The 17,191-nt window shown below is 54.5% G+C and carries 6 protein-coding genes; all 6 read right to left on the reverse strand.

The features are described from left to right. Positions 1-41 precede the first annotated feature (41 nt). The 6 genes from Q4D85_RS08730 to Q4D85_RS08755 all read right to left on the reverse strand — a co-directional run bounded on the left by Q4D85_RS08730 (position 42) and on the right by Q4D85_RS08755 (position 17,124). The gene (locus Q4D85_RS08730) at positions 42-689 is read right to left on the reverse strand and encodes a hypothetical protein (protein ID WP_303199749.1); all 648 of its coding nucleotides are present in this window, start codon (positions 687-689) and stop codon (positions 42-44) included. A gap of 37 nt (positions 690-726) precedes the next feature. After that, a complete protein-coding gene (locus Q4D85_RS08735) occupies positions 727-3,852 on the reverse strand; it encodes a hypothetical protein (RefSeq protein ID WP_303199750.1) in 3,126 nt (1,041 codons plus the stop codon). Beyond that, the gene (locus tag Q4D85_RS08740) at positions 3,849-7,808 is read right to left on the reverse strand and encodes a hypothetical protein (RefSeq protein ID WP_303199751.1); all 3,960 of its coding nucleotides are present in this window, start codon (positions 7,806-7,808) and stop codon (positions 3,849-3,851) included. The genes Q4D85_RS08735 and Q4D85_RS08740 overlap by 4 nt, the downstream gene beginning before the upstream one ends. 44 nt (positions 7,809-7,852) lie before the next feature. Then, complete coding sequence (locus tag Q4D85_RS08745) at positions 7,853-8,185, reverse strand: hypothetical protein (protein ID WP_303199752.1); 333 nt, start codon at positions 8,183-8,185, stop codon at positions 7,853-7,855. A gap of 83 nt (positions 8,186-8,268) precedes the next feature. Beyond that, the gene (locus Q4D85_RS08750) at positions 8,269-12,630 is read right to left on the reverse strand and encodes a hypothetical protein (RefSeq protein ID WP_303199753.1); all 4,362 of its coding nucleotides are present in this window, start codon (positions 12,628-12,630) and stop codon (positions 8,269-8,271) included. Between the two features lie 24 nt (positions 12,631-12,654). Next, entirely contained in the window at positions 12,655-17,124 is a 4,470-nt protein-coding gene (locus Q4D85_RS08755; RefSeq protein WP_303199754.1) for a hypothetical protein, read from the reverse strand. Positions 17,125-17,191 lie beyond the last annotated feature (67 nt).

The raw sequence follows: 17,191 nt of genomic DNA on the forward strand, positions 1-17,191 counted from the left end.
TGTGTCCATGGTAATCATGCGCAAAAGGGGCGAGAGGGGGATCATGCCGGATTTCTGCACATTTCCTGCAGATCATTGATAATTTTTGTGAGAAAACCAGCAAGCTTTAATTCACGTTCAACCGTCGCGCCATTAGTCAGGTGGCAGACAAGAGAGCTTTCCACGAAATCTATCGAGGATACTTCTTCGTGGTTGTGCAGTACGTTCCCGAACTCGGAAAGCCTGAGCCGACGCGTACCTTCCGAACTACCCACGTGTAAGGACAACGCAAAGTTTCTTTCCATCAGGTCTCCCGAGTCAGGATCGCGGTACACATCACAACTGCTTAGGCCATCGGGGCTAAAAACGACCGTGATGGAATCAAAAACCTCGTTTCCCTCCGGCCTCGCGACGCCGACCCATAGCTGTTGAAAAACATAGCTATCCAGCGGATTTTCGCATTGAATATTCAGCACGTCACCGGAATCCAAAAATGCCCGATGGGCACTGCCAGGAAGCGACTCAATTTCTTCCACCCGGTACGAATCCTCATCATAGGGGTCACCAACAAATAAGCCTCGTTCGGTGCGAACAAACAGCACCCCACATTCAACACTGAAACTTCCAGCCGACCGGTCACAGTCGATGGTGTGAAAAACTGATGCGTATTCAAAGAATTCGTTGCCATCAACGAGGACTGTGATCTTCATGGGATGCCTTTCGTAAGAACTTTCTGGGGCGGAAGAATTAACGCCTGCTGCGGTAGCGTTTCGTGGTGAGTTTTTCATAGCCTGGGGTGTCACCTGATTTGTAGCGTTCCCAGACCTCGGCGAAAAGATTCGGGTAGGGCAGGATCGGTGGGCAGGTGTCTACGATGGGGCGGCATTTTGTGTCATCCCACAGGAGGTAGTGGGGTGCTTTCCACATTTCCATGGCGGGGCCGGTGTCGCTCTTTTCTAACCAGCCGCCGGGCAGGAAGACGCCGCGCTTAGCACCTGTGCGTTTCGCTGTGACAGCAAGGTTTTTATCCATGAGTTCTTGCTGGGCTTCGTCGAACTGCTTCTTCGTCCAGTTATTCCACTTTTTTACCGCCGCATCGGTGGGTTCGCTAAGTGCGAGAAGTTGAAGGAAGTACTTGGCTGCTTCCTCGCTTAGGCCCAAAGTTTCCGCTGCATCGGCCACGGATTCTGGTGCGCTGATGAGAGGGTCTTGCTTGGTTCCCGCAATTGGGGTTCCTTCCGTGAGGTAGTTGAGGAGCGTATCGAGGTGGCCCTCGCGTACTGCCTGCAGTGAGTGGAGCTGATGACGGGTTTCGTGGAATACCGGAGAGGAATAGTCGCAGTCACGCATGGCGTTGATGCGGCCAGCAAGCGTGTGTGCATCCTCGCTTCCTGGTTCCACTAGGTGGGCTAAATGCAGGTAAACGGGCAGGAGGCTGGTGAATTTATATGCTACATATGCGTCATTGGGGAAGGGCTCACGGTGAAAACTTGCGCTGATATTTTCGTATAACTGGGTGGGAATGCCATCCCACATGTCGTCGGTGAGGTGAATCCACGGCACACCCCACTTATCTTCCCAGAAGGTACAGATTGCATCGATGTTGGGGCCTTCAGTGAGGTAGTTATCGTGCCAGCCGAGGCCGAGGAGTATTTCGTCGTGTTCGCAGAAATTGTCACCTGTGTGGGCGCGTAGCTTCTTGAGCGCAGTCACGGAGGTTCCGAGTGCTTTCGCTAGTTCGGGAGTGTTGATGCGTGTTTGTTCCGCGATCTTGTGGAGGTAGCTTCCTGTCAGCAGGCTGGCCCACACCCGTGGTGGGAGTGTGGAAGTGGCAGCAGCGCGCGTGGCGATGTCGTAAAGCGAAACGTTATCCCATGCAAGCGTTGGAAGTTTCCCCGCGCTGTGGCGTTTTTCGTGCCACGCTAGGATTTCGTCGAGGGTTTTCTTAAAGTCGTATTTGGGGACGAAAAAGTCGTCGTAGGCTCTCAGATCGGCGGGCGGTTGGGAGTGGACATATATTTGTTGACTACGCACGGTGCTGGAAAGCTTGGCGCCGAGAACACCGTAGTCGGCGCACCAATGCAGGAATTCACAGTAGGTGCGCACTACATCGAGTGGAATTCCTGGCGCGGCGAGGGATGCGAGCCAGACCTTTTCCCGCCCGATGCTGCCCACGAAGACCTGGAGACGGCAGTCAAGCAACGCATGACCAGTGTTTTTAGGATCGTTAAATTCTTCGGCCAGCTTGTGCAGGGACGCATTGAACCATAAATGTGTGTAGTCGGAGCAAAGCTCCGGCGGCTTCGGAATCTTATTCAGCGCACCAGTAGCGAGGCCTTGAGAAGCTGCGGAATCTGAAAGCGATGCGGTTTGCGTATTCTCCGTGGTTGCTTCATCAGGAACGACCATGGCGATCACTTCAGGGTGAATATCCTTGAGCCGGGGATCGGTCAGATAGTTGCGGTTTTCCTTCACCATTTTCTTTCGGGCGAAATCCGTGGCAGACGTAAGCTCCTTGTGGAGATTTTCAAGCATATCTGTGGCTATCCCGAGCACAGTTTCATTCGCGAAAACCAGGTCCCAATTTTTCGCCAGTTGCTGAAACGTGAGGTATTCAACAAAATCCCACCGTATTTCTTCCCGGCCCAGTAGATGGCTGAGGTCGCGGTGGTGGTCGGCGAGCCAGGCGTCGAAAAACTCGACCATTAACCGCCCGAAGCGGGAATCGAGCGTTGACCACCGCGCACCGGCAGCAATAAGTGCATCGATGTAGTCGAGATGGTAGGTGGCACGATTGGTGGCGATTCGACGACCGCGAAGCGCATCCTTGTTACGGTCAATAGCGTCGAGGAGGTGTTGGTTGGTGTTATGGAAGAAATTGAATCGCCAGTTCCCGAACGCGATCTTGGCTTCAAGCCAGGGCACAAATTTTTGGGGGTCAGCGCACAGCGGCTCCCACAGCTGAGCGTTCTGTAGCACCGCCACATAGTCATTGATGTCCCAATTTCCGAAGGTTATTGTGTAGAAGATATCCGCAAGGTCAGGGTGCTGAGCAACTGCGCGCGGCATCTTCGTGAGGATCGTGTTCAGCAACGATTCGGGGGTTTCGGGGAAGCTCCGGCTGGGCAGGTACGCTGCGATCAGCTCAATTGTGGCGGCTTCGGGGTCTATGCCTGCGTTTTTAGCCAGAGCTTCAAGGTCTTTGAAGACCTTCACGTACAAGCTGACACCAGCGCGAACTTGGTCGATTAATAGATTGAAAAAGTAGTCGAAAGCTTCCTGTGGTTCCATGCGTGTGGCCACGTTTTTTGCTTCGTTGGACAGTGCTTTCGCCGTGACTACCCCGAGTTTGGTGAATTCCGTGAAAGCGTGGGAGTGGCGTTCGTTGTCGATGGGGAGGGCGTAGAATTCCTCGATATCGCGGGCTTTGTTGAAGTACTGCTTGCCGTAGGGGATATTCCCGGCGAGTGCGAATATGCGGGCGATTTCCTCCAAAAACGTAGGCAGGAAATGCGGCGCGGAGTTCTGTAAGGCCACAGTGAGCTCGTCGATGCGGTCTTTCACCTGCCCCGCGTGGGTATGTGCTTTTCGACGCGCCCACTCCACGTCCGCAACAAGGTTGAGGGCGTGTTGCGCGTTGTCTGGGTCGGTGAGAATGGCCCACGCGGGGAAACCCGCGGCGCGTTTCGGGGTGAAACCGATGTGGGTCTGATTCATCTTTTCCACACCAACCGCAGAAAAAGCCACTGTTTCTGCTGTTTCCAAAGGCTCGGGAACTAGCCGAATGATTGGCGAGGTTAATTGATTCGTGGCATAGGTGACAACTAGAGCAGGAATATCGTTGCGATGCGGGGTGGAATGCAGGCGAATCATGGTCGTAAATTGTAGTTACTCGCTTCAATGTTCGAGAGGAAACGGAGATTATTTTTACCTCGATACCGTTTTGTAGTGAGTTCTTCATAGCCTGGTACGTCACCTGATTTGTAGCGTTCCCAGACCTCGGCGAAAAGATTCGGGTAGGGCAGGATCGGTGGGCAGGTGTCTACGATGGGGCGGCATTTTGTGTCATCCCACAGGAGGTAGTGGGGTGCTTTCCAGGTTTCCATAGCGGGACCGGTGTCACTTTTGTCTAACCAGCCGCCGGGCAGGAAGACGCTGCGGCCCGTTCCCGCGCGTTTCGCCGTGACCACAAGTTTCTTTTCTAAAAGTTCTTCGCGTGCCTGATCGAGTTGTTTTTTCGTCCACCCGTTCCACTCTTTGATGTTTTTGTCCATGGGGCGGGCGAGTGCCAACAGCTGCAGAAAATATCTTGCCGCGTTTTCACTTAAGCGAAGTGTTTGTGCCACGTCAGCCACGGTTTCTGGTGCGCTGATGAGAGGATCTTGTTTTATTCCCACGACTGGGCTGCCCGCCTTGAGGTAGCTGATCAGTGAATCGAATTCACCGTCATGCACGGCACTAACACATGGGTAGTGGTGCTCGTCTGCGTCGCAGGTGCGAAGGTCTGTGATCCGTTGGGCGAGGTTTACTGCCGCCTGACTGCCGGGGTCGAGGAGCTGGGCGAGGTGGAGATACACGGGAAGAACCTGATCCATTTTCCAACTGCGGTGCTCATCGTGGGTGCCAATCGACCCATGGAATGCGGCACCAACCCTTCTGAATAATTCCGGGGGAATCTCATTCCACATATCGTCGGTGAGGTGAACCCACGGTTTGCCCCACAACCTGGTCCACGCGTCGTCAAGCGCCTGGATGGAGGGCCCTGTGGAAAGGTAGTTTTCATGCCAGGAAAGCCCCAGAACAGAGTCGTGGAGTGAGTCGAAGTTCCCGTTGACGCAGCCGCGAAGTTTTGCCACGTCTTTCGGTGAAACCCCCAGCGCCCTAGCAATCTCGTCGGTGGCGATGAGGAAATCTTGTTGGAATGGGCGAAAATGCGCTCCCGCAAATAGTGCAGCCCACACGCGCGGTGGAAGTGTGGACACCGATGATGCGCGGGAGGCCGCTTCCGCGATGGTTGTGTGCGACCATGCTGGGGTGTTCGTTGTTCCCGCCGCATGCCGTTTCTCATGCCAGTTGAGAATCTCATCGAGGGCGGCTGTGAATTCGTCGGCGGGAACGAAGAGATCATCGTTGAGGTGAACCTGATGTTCTGGTAGTTCCGGGCGGGTGCTGAGAGCGGGGTTCCACAAAAGCGCGTGGCCACCATACGTGCCTAAAACAAGGACCTTATTGTTCCACTCACTGGTATGAAACACGGTTGGTAGGCTCACCCGATGCCACGTCCCCAACACGTGATGGTCGGCGCACCAAGTAAGAAACGCGTGGAAGTTTCGCACCCACTCAATGGGAAGACCTGGGGTTGCTAACTGCGCCAACCATACTTTTTCTTTGCCGATCGTCTCCGTAATCATGCCGATTCCGAAGCTAAGGTCCACGTCACCGCTGTCGTGTGGGTCGGCAAGGACCTGAGCTAAACGAACCATCTTTTCAGCAAAATACTGCTTCGGGTTGTCAGGATCAACAGCGGGCGGCAGCAGGATGTGATCACCCAGAATTTGATACAGGTGCGTGAGGTATTCCGGCACCGTCTTCAGTGCGGGGAGGGGAAGTTGCACGTAGAAAATTTCGCCGATCTCCGCAATCATTCCGGCGATCGCTGCCGCAAGGGTTTGATCCCCATCGGCGAAGCTGAGGATGCGTTCGGGGTTGGTGATGAGTTCGGCTGCCTGCGCAGTTGTGCAAGCCCGCATAGCGGCACTGGCTTTCTGGTTGCGGATCTTAAGTTGGTGTAATCCGGCCGGTGGGAGGAAATTGAGTACATGCTCGGCACCTGTGTGGGTGAGAGAGTGCGCGATTTCGGTTTCGGTGGCGGGGTGGTAAAGCACATGACCCAGATCCAACGAATGCCCAACAAACCACACCCCATCACCAGGTTTCACCACCGCGAACTGCATGTTCTTATCACTGAACTGGAACGTCCCCAGTGGGCTGACGTAGTGAGTACTACCAGAATCGGTGGGGAAAACGAGGCCGTACAGCTTTCCACCATCCACCCCGAAAGGGGACTGCGCGGTAGTGTCGGTGGCCCAGGTGGTGAAACTTTTGGTGAGTGACAGCTGCACACCGTGCTGCGACGCCAGGCTGGCCGCTGCGGGAATGTCCAATCCTGGTAGGTCACCTTGAGCAAACCGCGCATGAAAATCAGCAGCCAGCATTGTCTCACCACTAGGCAGGATAGTGAACTCTTGCCCCTGCTTTTCACCGGCGACATAGGTGGGGCCGAATCCAAGGTGCACCCCACCCAGATGCTCCAAGTGACCAGTGGAAATGTCCGCGCCACCTATGTAGCAGGAATCCTCGATGATGTGGGGGTAATCGCAAGACTGTGTGTATGTGTTGGCATTGGGTGCAAGGTGGGGTGTGCCTTTGGAAAGCCACATCCACATCAACTCATAGTTGGTGGGTTCTCGATAGACGATGAGGACATCATCGTTGTGGAAGATTGCGCACTCTAATTCCTCGATTCGTGGAACTGTGAAGGTGTGCATGGTGTCGCCGTCGAAAAGCCGTAGTTTTGTGCCTTTGTGTGCTGCAACGTACGGAAACGCCGCGACGGCTGGGGCGGATTTGGTGGCGAACGTTTTCGCGCCTTTCTCAAACGTGGGCCAAGTGTATTCCACGATTGTGCCGCGGCGCAGGCGCTCAGCAAGCTCCTCAGCAGGGTCGATGTGGAGGATTTCGTCAACGGTGCGGGGGCTGATTTCCCGCACTCTGGGGTCGGTGATGTGTTGGCGGCTCCAGTCCAGCGACTTCCACGCCGCCTTCGACCCGGTGGCGGCTTTGCGTTGTTCACGGAGATCATCAAGCTTTTCGCGGATCATCCCGCGCACAGCTTCAGAGCTAACAAGCACATCCCAATTTTTGGCGAGGTCTGGAAAATGCAGATGCTGCATCAGGTAAGCGCGGGTATCTGCGTGGGCAAGGATGTGTTTCAGATCGCGGTGGTGCTCTACAATCCAGCCGTCGAAGGTGGGCATCATTTGCCACTCGTGCGGGTAGGGGATCGAGGACCAGCCCACACCTGCACCGATCAGCGAGTCAAGATAGTCAAGGTGATACTGCCGAGTTCTCGTTTTCAACACCAGGCCTTGAAGCGCATCACTGTTGCGCTCAATCGCGTCGAGCACACGCGAGTCAGTTCGCCGGAAGAAACCATAGACCCTGTTGCCGTGGCTGACCGTCGATTCCAGCCACGGCACAAACTTGTTGGGGTCAGCGCACAGCGGTTCCCACAGGTTGAGTGTGACAAGCGCGTCCACATAGTCACCGAGCATCCACTTCTCAGGGATTGCCGCATACAGAGCGTCGCCTAGTTCGGGGCGTGCGGAAAGGATCTGGGGCAACCGAGCAAGGATTGTTGAAAGGAGACTGTCGGGGGTTTTCGCGAAGCTGCGTGTGGGCAGGTACGCGGCAACAAATTCCTGTTCGACATCGTGGAGGCTTTTCCCAATCTTTTTGCCTAGGGTGTGGAGATCCTTGACGGCGTTCGCGTACACCCCCGCCCCAGTTTTCGCCTGGTCGATGACGAGGCCGAAGAAGTAGTCGTAGGCGTCCTGCGCGGTCATACGTGCTGCGGCGTCGCGGGCTTCCTGGGAGAATGCTTTCGCGCTGATTGCACCGAGGGTGGCGTATTCTGCGAAGACCTGCGCGTGGCGTTCATTGTCGATGGGGAGGGCGTGCACGCGTTCAACGTCGCGGGCTTTGGTGAAGTATTGTTTCGCATACACGCTGTTGCCGACGAGGACGAATATGCGGGCGATTTCCTCCAAGAATGTGGGAAGGAAGTGTGGGGCGGAGTTTTGCAGTGTTGCAGTCAGTTTGTCGATGCGTTTTTCACGGCACCCGCTTCGGTTTTTGCTTTGCGACGCGCCCACTCCACGTCCGCAACAAGATTCAGGGCGTGTTGCGCATTACTTGGGTCGGTGAGGATTGCCCAGGCGGGGAACCCAACAGCACGCTTGGGCGTGTACCCCACCATAGTGCGGGTGGTTTCGTGAATATTGAAAGTTTCGAGGGCAAGTTTTTCGGCCTCAATAAGGGGTTCGGGTATGAGTCGAATGATAGGTGGAAGAGTGAGTCCACCACTGAAAGTGGCCGCGAGGAGGGGAACATCGTGGGTGTGTTGGCTGCGATGAATGCGGATCATGGTGTGTTGAAAAAGCTTTTCCTTGTGCGGATAAAATGTTTGCGCTGGTGTGGGGAAGAATGAAACTTGTGTAAGCCTCCTAGTTAGCGTTTTCTGCGGTAACGTGTCGTGGTCAGTTCCTCGTACCCTGGTACGTCACCTGATTTGTAGCGTTCCCATACTTCGGTGAAGAGTTCAGGGTAGGGCATTAGCGGTGGGCAGGTCTCTACAATGGGTCGGCATTTGGCGTCTTTCCACAGCAGGTAGTGGGGTGCTTTCCACACTTCCATGGCGGGGCCGGTGGTACTTTTCTCTAACCATCCGCCGGGGAGGAAGACTTTGCGTCCTGTGCCTGCGCGTTTCGCGGTAACCACGAGTTCCTTTTCAAGGAGTTCCTCGGTTGCTTGGTCGAGTTGTTTCTTCGTCCACCCGTTCCACTTTTTCACGTGGGTATCCATGGGGCGGGTGAGTGCCAAAAGTTGCAGGAAGTAGCGTGCCGCATCGGTGCTGATGCCCAAGGTTTTTGCCGCATCGGCCACAATGTTTGGTGCGCTGATGGTGGGGTCTTCTTCGATTCCCTCTATAGCTTTACCTGTGTTGAGGTAGTGGAGAAGGGAATCGAGATACCCTTCCTTGGCTAACCGGAGTGAGTGCTCATTGGGCTCAGATTTTTTAAACAGTTTTGAGGTGTACTCGCAGCCCAACGGCACCTGAGGATCATCAACTGTGCACTGAGTGGTTTCGAGGATGCGTTCGGCAAGGTTCTTCGCTTCTGTGCTTGATGGTTCTACGAATTGAACCAAGTTGAGATAAACCGGCATCACCTTGCTCAAACACCAATTGATAGACCCATTGATTGTCTTAATTCCACCGTGAAAAACGTGGTCGACGTTGTTTTGTAATTGAGTAGGGAGAGTATCCCACATTTCATTAGTGAGATGAATCCATGGTGTGCCCCACATTTCTTCCCAAGCTGCACCGATTGCCGCAGCGCTGGGGCCATCGGTGAGGTAGTCCTTGTGCCAGGCAAGCCCTTGAAAGGTTTGAAAGTAGTAGCCGAAGTTCTTGTGATAGTGCTCTATACACGATGCGATTTCCCGCTCCGTATAGCCCAGTACTTCCGAAGCTTCCTCGGGGGTGATTCTTGAAGTCCACGTCATAGGAGCGCTGTACCTTGTCAGTGGGCCGTCGAATACTCCGGCGAACAGGCACTCCCAATGTCGCGGTGTCAGAGTGGTCACCGCGGCTACTTGAGCAGCCGCTTCGGTGACGGTAACGTCACCCCAAGCGAGAACTTTGTCTGATCCCTCAGCTTGGCGTTTTTCATGCCACGCCAAGATGTCGTCAAGAGCCTGCTTAAACTCAGCCTTGGGCATGAAAAGTTCATCGTTAAAAGTGTGGGGTTTTTCCACATGGTTGGGGCGATCACTGATGTCGGGATTCCACAGCACAACGTTGGAGAGCGAAACAAAAAGCTGCTTGTTCTCCCACCTATCCTGATAGAAACCGTCGGTTAGGTTCAGTCGGCGCCACACACCCAGCACGCCATAGTCGGCGCACCAATGCAACAACTTGCAAAAGAACCTGACATCCTCCAATGCAGCCCCTGGTGTTGCTAGTCGTGTAAGCCAGATCTTTTCCCGCCCAATGGTACCAACGATCTGGGAGCAGTCATGGCTAACGTTTGCTTCGCCAGCTTCCTGCGGGTTGTTCAATGTTGAAGCTAGTTGGTGCATGTTAATGATGAAGGACTCCTCTATCTCACTTTCAGAGCGAGACGGAGGTAGGGGAATGACGGATTCTTCAGATTGCTCCATAGGAGAAAAACGTGCGTAAAGGTGCTCTAATTCTTCTGGCACAGTGTCAAGGGCAGGGAGCTCAACTGATGCCGTGTCAATCACACCAATATCGGCAATAATTCCCGCAATCGCCGACGCAAGGACCGAATCATTATCGGCGAACTCTACGATGCTCAAGGGGTTAGCGATTAATTCCGCCGTCTGCGTTGTGGTACAGGCACGCATTCTTGCACTGACTTTCTCGTTGCGGACCGTAAGCTGGTGGAACGCGGCCGGTGGCAGCAAACTCAGCGGGTGATCCTTGCCAGTATGAATGCGCGATGGTGCGATTTGGGTGTCGGTGGCGGCGTCGTAAAGCACATGTCCAGTACGCCAGTGTTTGCGTAGATACCACACATCAGCCTGGGGTTTGCGCACCGCGAAAAACTCTTCATCGGACACGAAGGTACCTAGCGGGCTTATATACCAGTATTTTTCCGAGTCTTTTTCCAAGGAAATACCATACGTGCGATCGCCGTCAACACCGAACGGGGAGTGCAACGTTGCATCAGTGGTGGTTGTAGTGAAGCTATTGTTAAAGGAGAACTCCGCGCCATTTTCGGCTGCCACAGCACTAACATCAGGAAGATCGATTCCAGGTAATGTGCCTTGCGCTAGCTGCTTTTTAAAATCTTCCGACGAAATTTTTTCTCCACTGGGAAGAACGACAATCTGACCATTTTTATCAGCGTACACTGGGCCGAATCCCACGTGGTTACCCACCGGTAAGGATTTCAAATTACCTTCTCGGATTGGGATAGTGCCAATGTACAAGGTTCCGTCAATTGTGCTGATATAGTCCGCACAATGGGAACTATAGAAAGTTTCTTCAATGGTGTAGGAGGTGCCTTCGTTTAACCACATCCACTTGTTTTCATGGCTAGAGGAATCATAGTAGAGTGCCAACACATCGTCGTCAGTGGGGATCATTTGTGCGTACATCATGCTGGGAAGGCGGTATGTGCGCACCACATCACCGCTGAGAACACTGAGGTCTTTCTCGGCACGAAGACACACCCACGGGTAGGTAGCGGAAATTGTAATATCATCCTCAGCCATAGTGCTCACGGTTTTCTCAAACGTGGGCCACGTGTATTCCGCGATCGTGCCACGGCGTAGGCGTTCTGCCAGCTCAACGGCAGGGTCGATGTGCAAAAGCTCCGCCACGAGGTCGGGGTAAAGTTCGCGGATACGCGGATCGTTAATGTGCTCGGTGTGGTGTGTGAGAGTTTGCCATTCAGCCATTGATCCAGTGGCGTTTTCCCGCAGCTTACGGTAGGTTTCCAGCTTCCAGCCCACCAGCTTCCGGGTAGGTTCGGCTTCCAACAACGCGGTGCAGTCCTCTTCGAGCGCAGCTGGTTCTAGATCCTTAACAAGCTGATCGCGAAGGTCCTCCCTGCGGAGTAAAAACTCAAGGTCACGGTGGTGAACTTTGAACCACCCGTCATAACTGAATAAGGGACGCCATGAATATTGGTTGGGCTTCGGTTCCCATTTCATGCCGACGGCGCTGAATGCGTCGAGGTAATCGAGGTGGTACTGCGAAGCTTCAACCAGGAGCGGGAGTCCAGCAAGTGCATTTTTGTTGGCAACGATTGCGTCTAGCAAGTCAGGGTCGGATGCTGTTATGTAGCGCCATGCGGAATTAGCGTGTGCCACCAGTGCTTCAATCCAGGGAACGAACTTCTCTGGGTTTGTGTGCAGGGGCTCCCACAGATTGAGTTTCTTTAAAGTTGTGACATATTCGACGACATCCCACTTTTCAGGGATGGAAGTGTAGAAGTATTCGCTGCTTTCGGGGCGGGTTTCGAGTAGACCTGGCATGACCGCAACGATTTTCTTCAGCACTGATGCCGGTGACTTCGGGAAGCTGCGGGTGGGTAAATAGGCGGCGACCAATTCTTGATCCACATCGGTTGCGGATTTCCCGGCATTTTTACCTAAGAACTGGAGATCTTTGAACGCGTTGGCGTAGATTGTGGACCCAGATTTTGCTTGGTCGATCAGGAGATTGAAGAAGTAGTCGTAGGCTTCTTGTGGCTGCATCCTTGTTGCGGCGTCGCGGGCTTCTTGGGAGAACGCTTTCGCGCTGACAACGCCGAGTGCGGCGAATTCGGCGAATGCCTGGGCGTGGCGCTCCGCGTCCACCGTTAGTGAATGTGTGCGCTCAACATCGCGGGCTTTGCCGAAGTATTGCTTGGCGTAGGGGAGGTTTTCAGCTTCAACGAAAATACGCGCGATTTCTTCTAGAAAGGTGGGCAGGAAGTGTGGGGCGGATGCCTGAAGTACACCAGTGAGCTGGTCGATGCGTTTTTTCACCGCACCTGCTTCGGTTTTTGCTTTTCGACGCGCCCACTCCACGTCCTGCACCAGGTTGAGGGCGTGTTGCGCATTACCTGGGTCGGTCAGTATTGGCCAGGCTGGGAAGCCGATGGCGCGTTTGGGTGTGTAGCCGATAAAGGTGTGGGTAGTTTCGTTGAGCCCAAGGGTTTTTAACCCGAGTGTTTCTGCCAAGATGAGAGGTTCGGGGATGAGTCGAACGATCGGGGCAAGCCCAAGGTCGCTGCTGTAGCTGACGGCAGCCAGTGATACGTCGTGGGTTCCTTGGGCGGGGCTAATCTGGATCATTGCGTGTCGTACTTTCTGTGGTGGTTAGCGCTTGGTGCGGTATCTGGTGGTGGTGAGTTTCTCATAGCCTGGTATGTCACCTGATTTGTAGCGTTCCCAGACCTCTGTAAACAGTTCAGGGTAGGGCACTAGCGGTGGGCAAGTTTCCACGATGGGGCGACACTTCGTGTCCTTCCACAGCAGGTAGTGAGGTGCTTTCCATGCCTCCATGTCGGGACCGGTGTGTGATTTGTCGAGCCAGCCGCCCGGTAAAAATACACTTCGCCCCGCACCAGTACGCTTGGCGGAGATCACAAGTTCCTTGTCCAGTAATTCCTGCCTAGCCTGTTCCAGCTGTTTCTTGTTCCACCCGTTCCACTTCTTCACCTGGGTGTCGGTGGGTTTGGTTAACGCTAGAAGCTGCAAGAAATACCTAGCTGCATCGGTGCTAAGCTCAAGTGTCTCGGCAACATTAGACACTGTCTCGGGGCTAGATACGTGTGGGTCTTTCTTGCCACCTGTGACAGGAGTGCCGGTTTTTAGATACTCAAGAAGGGAATCGAGATGCCCCTGCTGAACCACTAGAGGGTAGAAAACCTCGGCGTCTGAACGTTTTACTTGCTCAGTGAAGTCTGACCCCAACACCACATTGGGGAATGGGACATGACAGGTTGCGATTTCGCTGATGTGTTCCGCTAGTCGACGCGCCTCGTCGGTGCTAGGTGTAACCAAATGTGCGAGATGAATATATACAAACAACAGCTTCGCGGTTTTTGTGTGCGGCGAACGTGCGCTGGACGCAGCATGGAATTCGTAGTTCAACGCTGAGTGATATGAGGCGGGAATAGCTTCTAAAATATCGTCGGTGAGGCGAACCCACGGCCTGCCCCACAGGCGCTGCCACGCGACACGAATGCTGTCAATGTCTGGGCCGGTGTTTAGGTAGTCGTCGTGCCAGGCCATGCCCAGAATTTCGCGGTGGTGATCGTGGAATGTGGACCAAAGGTTTCGATCGAAGGACGATACGGTCACCTTCGAAAGCTTTAAGATTCCAGAGGCGAGATCAACACATTCCTCCTGGAACGGCAGTGCTTTCTCGCTGTAACCAGCGGTGAACAGGCACGCCCACGTTTGTGGCGGAAGAGTTGAAACATCGGCAGCCGCAGTGGCTTTCGTGGCGATGGTCGTTGTACCCCACGCCGGTGTGAACTGAGTTCCCGTAGCGTGACGGTTTTCATGCCATGCGAGGATTTTATCGAGGGCGGTTTGGAACTCGTCTTTTGGCACGAAAAGTTCATCATCACATGCGGCCGATTGTGGCGGTTCGTGGGGAGGCTCGGTCAGGGCGGGGTTCCACAACCAAGCGCGAAGTTCGTAGTCGTTGACCAGAATCATCTTGTTTTCCCAGCGGCTTCCGCCTTTAACCTTGGGGCTATTGTGGTCACAGGTGATACGACGCCACGTTCCGAGCACCTGATTCTGTGCGCACCAGGAGAGAAAAGCGTGGAAAATCCGTACTCGTTCCAATGGCTGGCCTGGGCATGCCAACCACGACAGCCATATTTTCTCCCGGCCGATGGTGTCACGCACCATGATGGAAATCTCGGGGAAATGGACCGCTCCGGATTCCTGCGGATTGTTGAGAACTGTTGCAAGCTTGTGCATGGAAACAACAGCTTTTCCACCCGACATATGCGGTCGAATGTCAGGTGGATTGGGAATTTTCACCGCAGCTGCCTTTTTCGGCTGGGTTGTTTCAGTCACCTCAACTGACGGAGGCACGTCCTGGGGTTTGCTCCCAACCGGCTTCTTTGTATCCCTTACTATTTGAGTGGCATGGCTTGCGTACAAAAAGTGCAACCACTCTGGAACCTCATCGACCGCGGGCAAGGCGAGTTCCACCCCAGAAATATTGCCTACTTCGGCAATGATTCCTGCGATTGCAGCGGCGAGGGTCACATCGTTATCAGCAAATTCGAGGATGCGTAGTGGGTCGGAAATCAGCGCGGCAGCCTGTTCCGTTGTGCATTCGCGCATTCGTGCACTTGCGGTTTCGTTCCGGACCTTAAGGTGGTGGAACCCCGCGCGGGGGAGGCGGTGAAGAATATGGTCTGTGCCCTTAGGGGTGATCGAGTGCGAAATTCGGGCCCCGGAGGCGGCGTCGTAAAGCCTCGTGCCCATGCCCGAAATTACTGATTCGCGCAGAAACCACACCCCCGAAAGTGGCCTGCGTATAGGAAGAAACGCCTCGTCGGCGGAATGGAACGTGCCCAAAGGACTCACCGCAAACGAACCGGACCCTTCAATCTCCAGCACCAGCACGAAATGATGACCATCATTTTCCCCGAACGGCGAACCCAGCGTGGATTGGGTTGCTTGGGTGGTGAAGCTTTCACCGAAGGAAAGCTTCGCGCCATGCTCAGCCGCCAGTGTGGACGCCGCAGGAAAATCAAGCCCAGCAAGAGTGCTTGCGGCGAACTCCTTATCCAGCGCAGCCCGGGTGATCGTGTCCAAGGTGGGCAATACCGTAACAGAGCGTGCCTCAGCTTTGTTCGCCGCATACACAGGACCGAACCCTAGCTGAACCCCCACAGGAGCAGACGTGAGCTCACCCGCAGCGATGGGGGTGGGGCCGATGTAGATGGTTCCGCCTATGGTGGTGGCGTATTCGCCAACCGTGTTGTCATAATCGTGAGCTTCGTGTGCGGTAATCGGATACGGTACCTGCTCAGAAAGCCACATCCAATGATTTTCCGCCCCCGACGTGGTGTATGTGGAGTAGGAAATGAAAACGTCATCATCGGTGGGAACAATGTGATCCACGTTCTTAACGGGAAGCGAAAAATCACGCACCTTCGAACCGTTAAATACACGTACCGTTTTGTTGTCATGGACCACAACGTGCGGGAAGGCCGCCGACACTGGCGTGTCCTCGTTGATGAAACCAGCCGCATTTTGCTCAAACTCTGGCCATGTGTACTCCACCAAAGTGCCGCGACGCAGGCGCTCCGCAAGCTCCTCGGCGGGATTGATCGCAAGAAGCTCAGTGACAAGCTCAGGAAAGTACGCTCGCAAACGCGAACTGGAAACCTGGTTGACACTCCACTTCAATTCTTGCCAGCTAGTATGTGAACCCCGCGCTTTCTGTTGCGCGGCCCGCATAGCCTCCAGCCTCCACCGAACCACAGTGCGGATCGGCTCCCCGCTCAACAACGCTGTGGCGTGGCGCGAAATATTTACTTCTACTAACCCACGTAGGAACCAATCGCGGTACTCTTCCTGCCCAACAAGGTAAGCAAGGTCGCGGTGATGTTCCTTGATCCAGGAAAGCATCTGGAACTGCTTGAGGCGCTCATACTTGGGTGTAATCGGCGACCACACCGTACCCGCAGCGATGAGTGCGTCAAGAAAATCAGGATGGTAACAATCACTGACCGTTCTAACCTTGAGCCCTCTTAGGGCAGTGTGATTATGGTCGAGCGCCTGCAACAAGTCGAGGTTTGTGTCCTTGAAGAACCCACCTTGTTCATTTCCGTGGGCAACGAGGAGGACAACCCACTCACGGAACTGTTCAGGGTCGGCGACCAGGGGTTCCCACAGATCAAGTTTCTGCAGATTCTCAATGTAGGTACCGATGCTGTCCCACTGCTGGGGCACTGTAGAGTAGAGTGCTTTCCTCAGCTGAGGATGCGTCCCCGCCACTTCGGGGAGCACTGCGAGCACGTGTGCAAACACCTCGTGGGGGCAGTGAGCGAAACTGCGGGTGGGCACGTAAGCGCACGCGAATTCTTGGTCCACCTCATGCGGAGTGAAACCGGCGCGTTTGCCCAAAAAGTGCAGGTCTTTCAACACCTTGTTGTATGTCACCGCACCGGTTTGAGCTTGGGCGATCACCAGGTCGAAGAAGTATCGGTACGCGTGTTTTGGGTCGAGGCGTTCGGCAACATCGCGCGCTTCTTGGGAGAATACTTTCGCGTTCACCACATCGAGACGGGCAAACTCGGTGAACGCTTGTGCATGACGTACCTGATCGATGGGCAAACCGTGGGCGTGCTCAACCTCACGGGCTTTGCCGAAGTATTGTTTCGCGTAACTGAGATTCTCCGCACCGGCGAAGATTCGGGCGATTTCCTCCAAGAAGGTGGGTAGGAAATGTGGGGCGGAGGATTGCAGCGTTGTGACCAGTTCGTCGATGCGTTTTTTCACCTTACCCGCTTCGGTTTTTGCTTTTCGACGCGCCCACTCCACGTCCTTGACCAGGTTGAGGGCGTGGTGCGCGTTGTCGGGGTCTGTGAGGATCGGCCATGCGGGGAAACCGATGGCGCGTGCCGGTGTGTAGCCAACGGTGGTGTGGGAATCCTCGTGAAACCCGAAGCCCCCGAGCATTATGGTTTCGGCGGCGATCAACGGTTCAGGCACGAGCCGAACGACCGGGTGGCGGGTAATGGTGGATGAGTACGTTACTGCAGCTAAAGGGACATCATTGGGATGGTGGTTATGATGCAAACGAATCATTGATGGGCTACTTTCAAAGTCGATGGCAACGAGCGACAGTGAGCAAAAGTTTGGAGGGTGCGTGCTA

The organism is Corynebacterium sp. (assembly GCF_030532965.1).
Taxonomy (GTDB): Bacteria; Actinomycetota; Actinomycetes; order Mycobacteriales; family Mycobacteriaceae; genus Corynebacterium.

Bases quoted from the DNA above. Each gene is read 5' to 3' on its own strand.
- Q4D85_RS08735 (WP_303199750.1), bottom strand. From the start codon at position 3,852: ATGATTCGCCTGCATTCCACCCCGCATCGCAACGATATTCCTGCTCTA.
- Q4D85_RS08730 (WP_303199749.1), bottom strand. From the start codon at position 689: ATGAAGATCACAGTCCTCGTTGATGGCAACGAATTCTTTGAATACGCA.
- Q4D85_RS08745 (WP_303199752.1), bottom strand. From the start codon at position 8,185: ATGATCCGCATTCATCGCAGCCAACACACCCACGATGTTCCCCTCCTC.
- Q4D85_RS08750 (WP_303199753.1), bottom strand. From the start codon at position 12,630: ATGATCCAGATTAGCCCCGCCCAAGGAACCCACGACGTATCACTGGCT.
- Q4D85_RS08755 (WP_303199754.1), bottom strand. From the start codon at position 17,124: ATGATTCGTTTGCATCATAACCACCATCCCAATGATGTCCCTTTAGCT.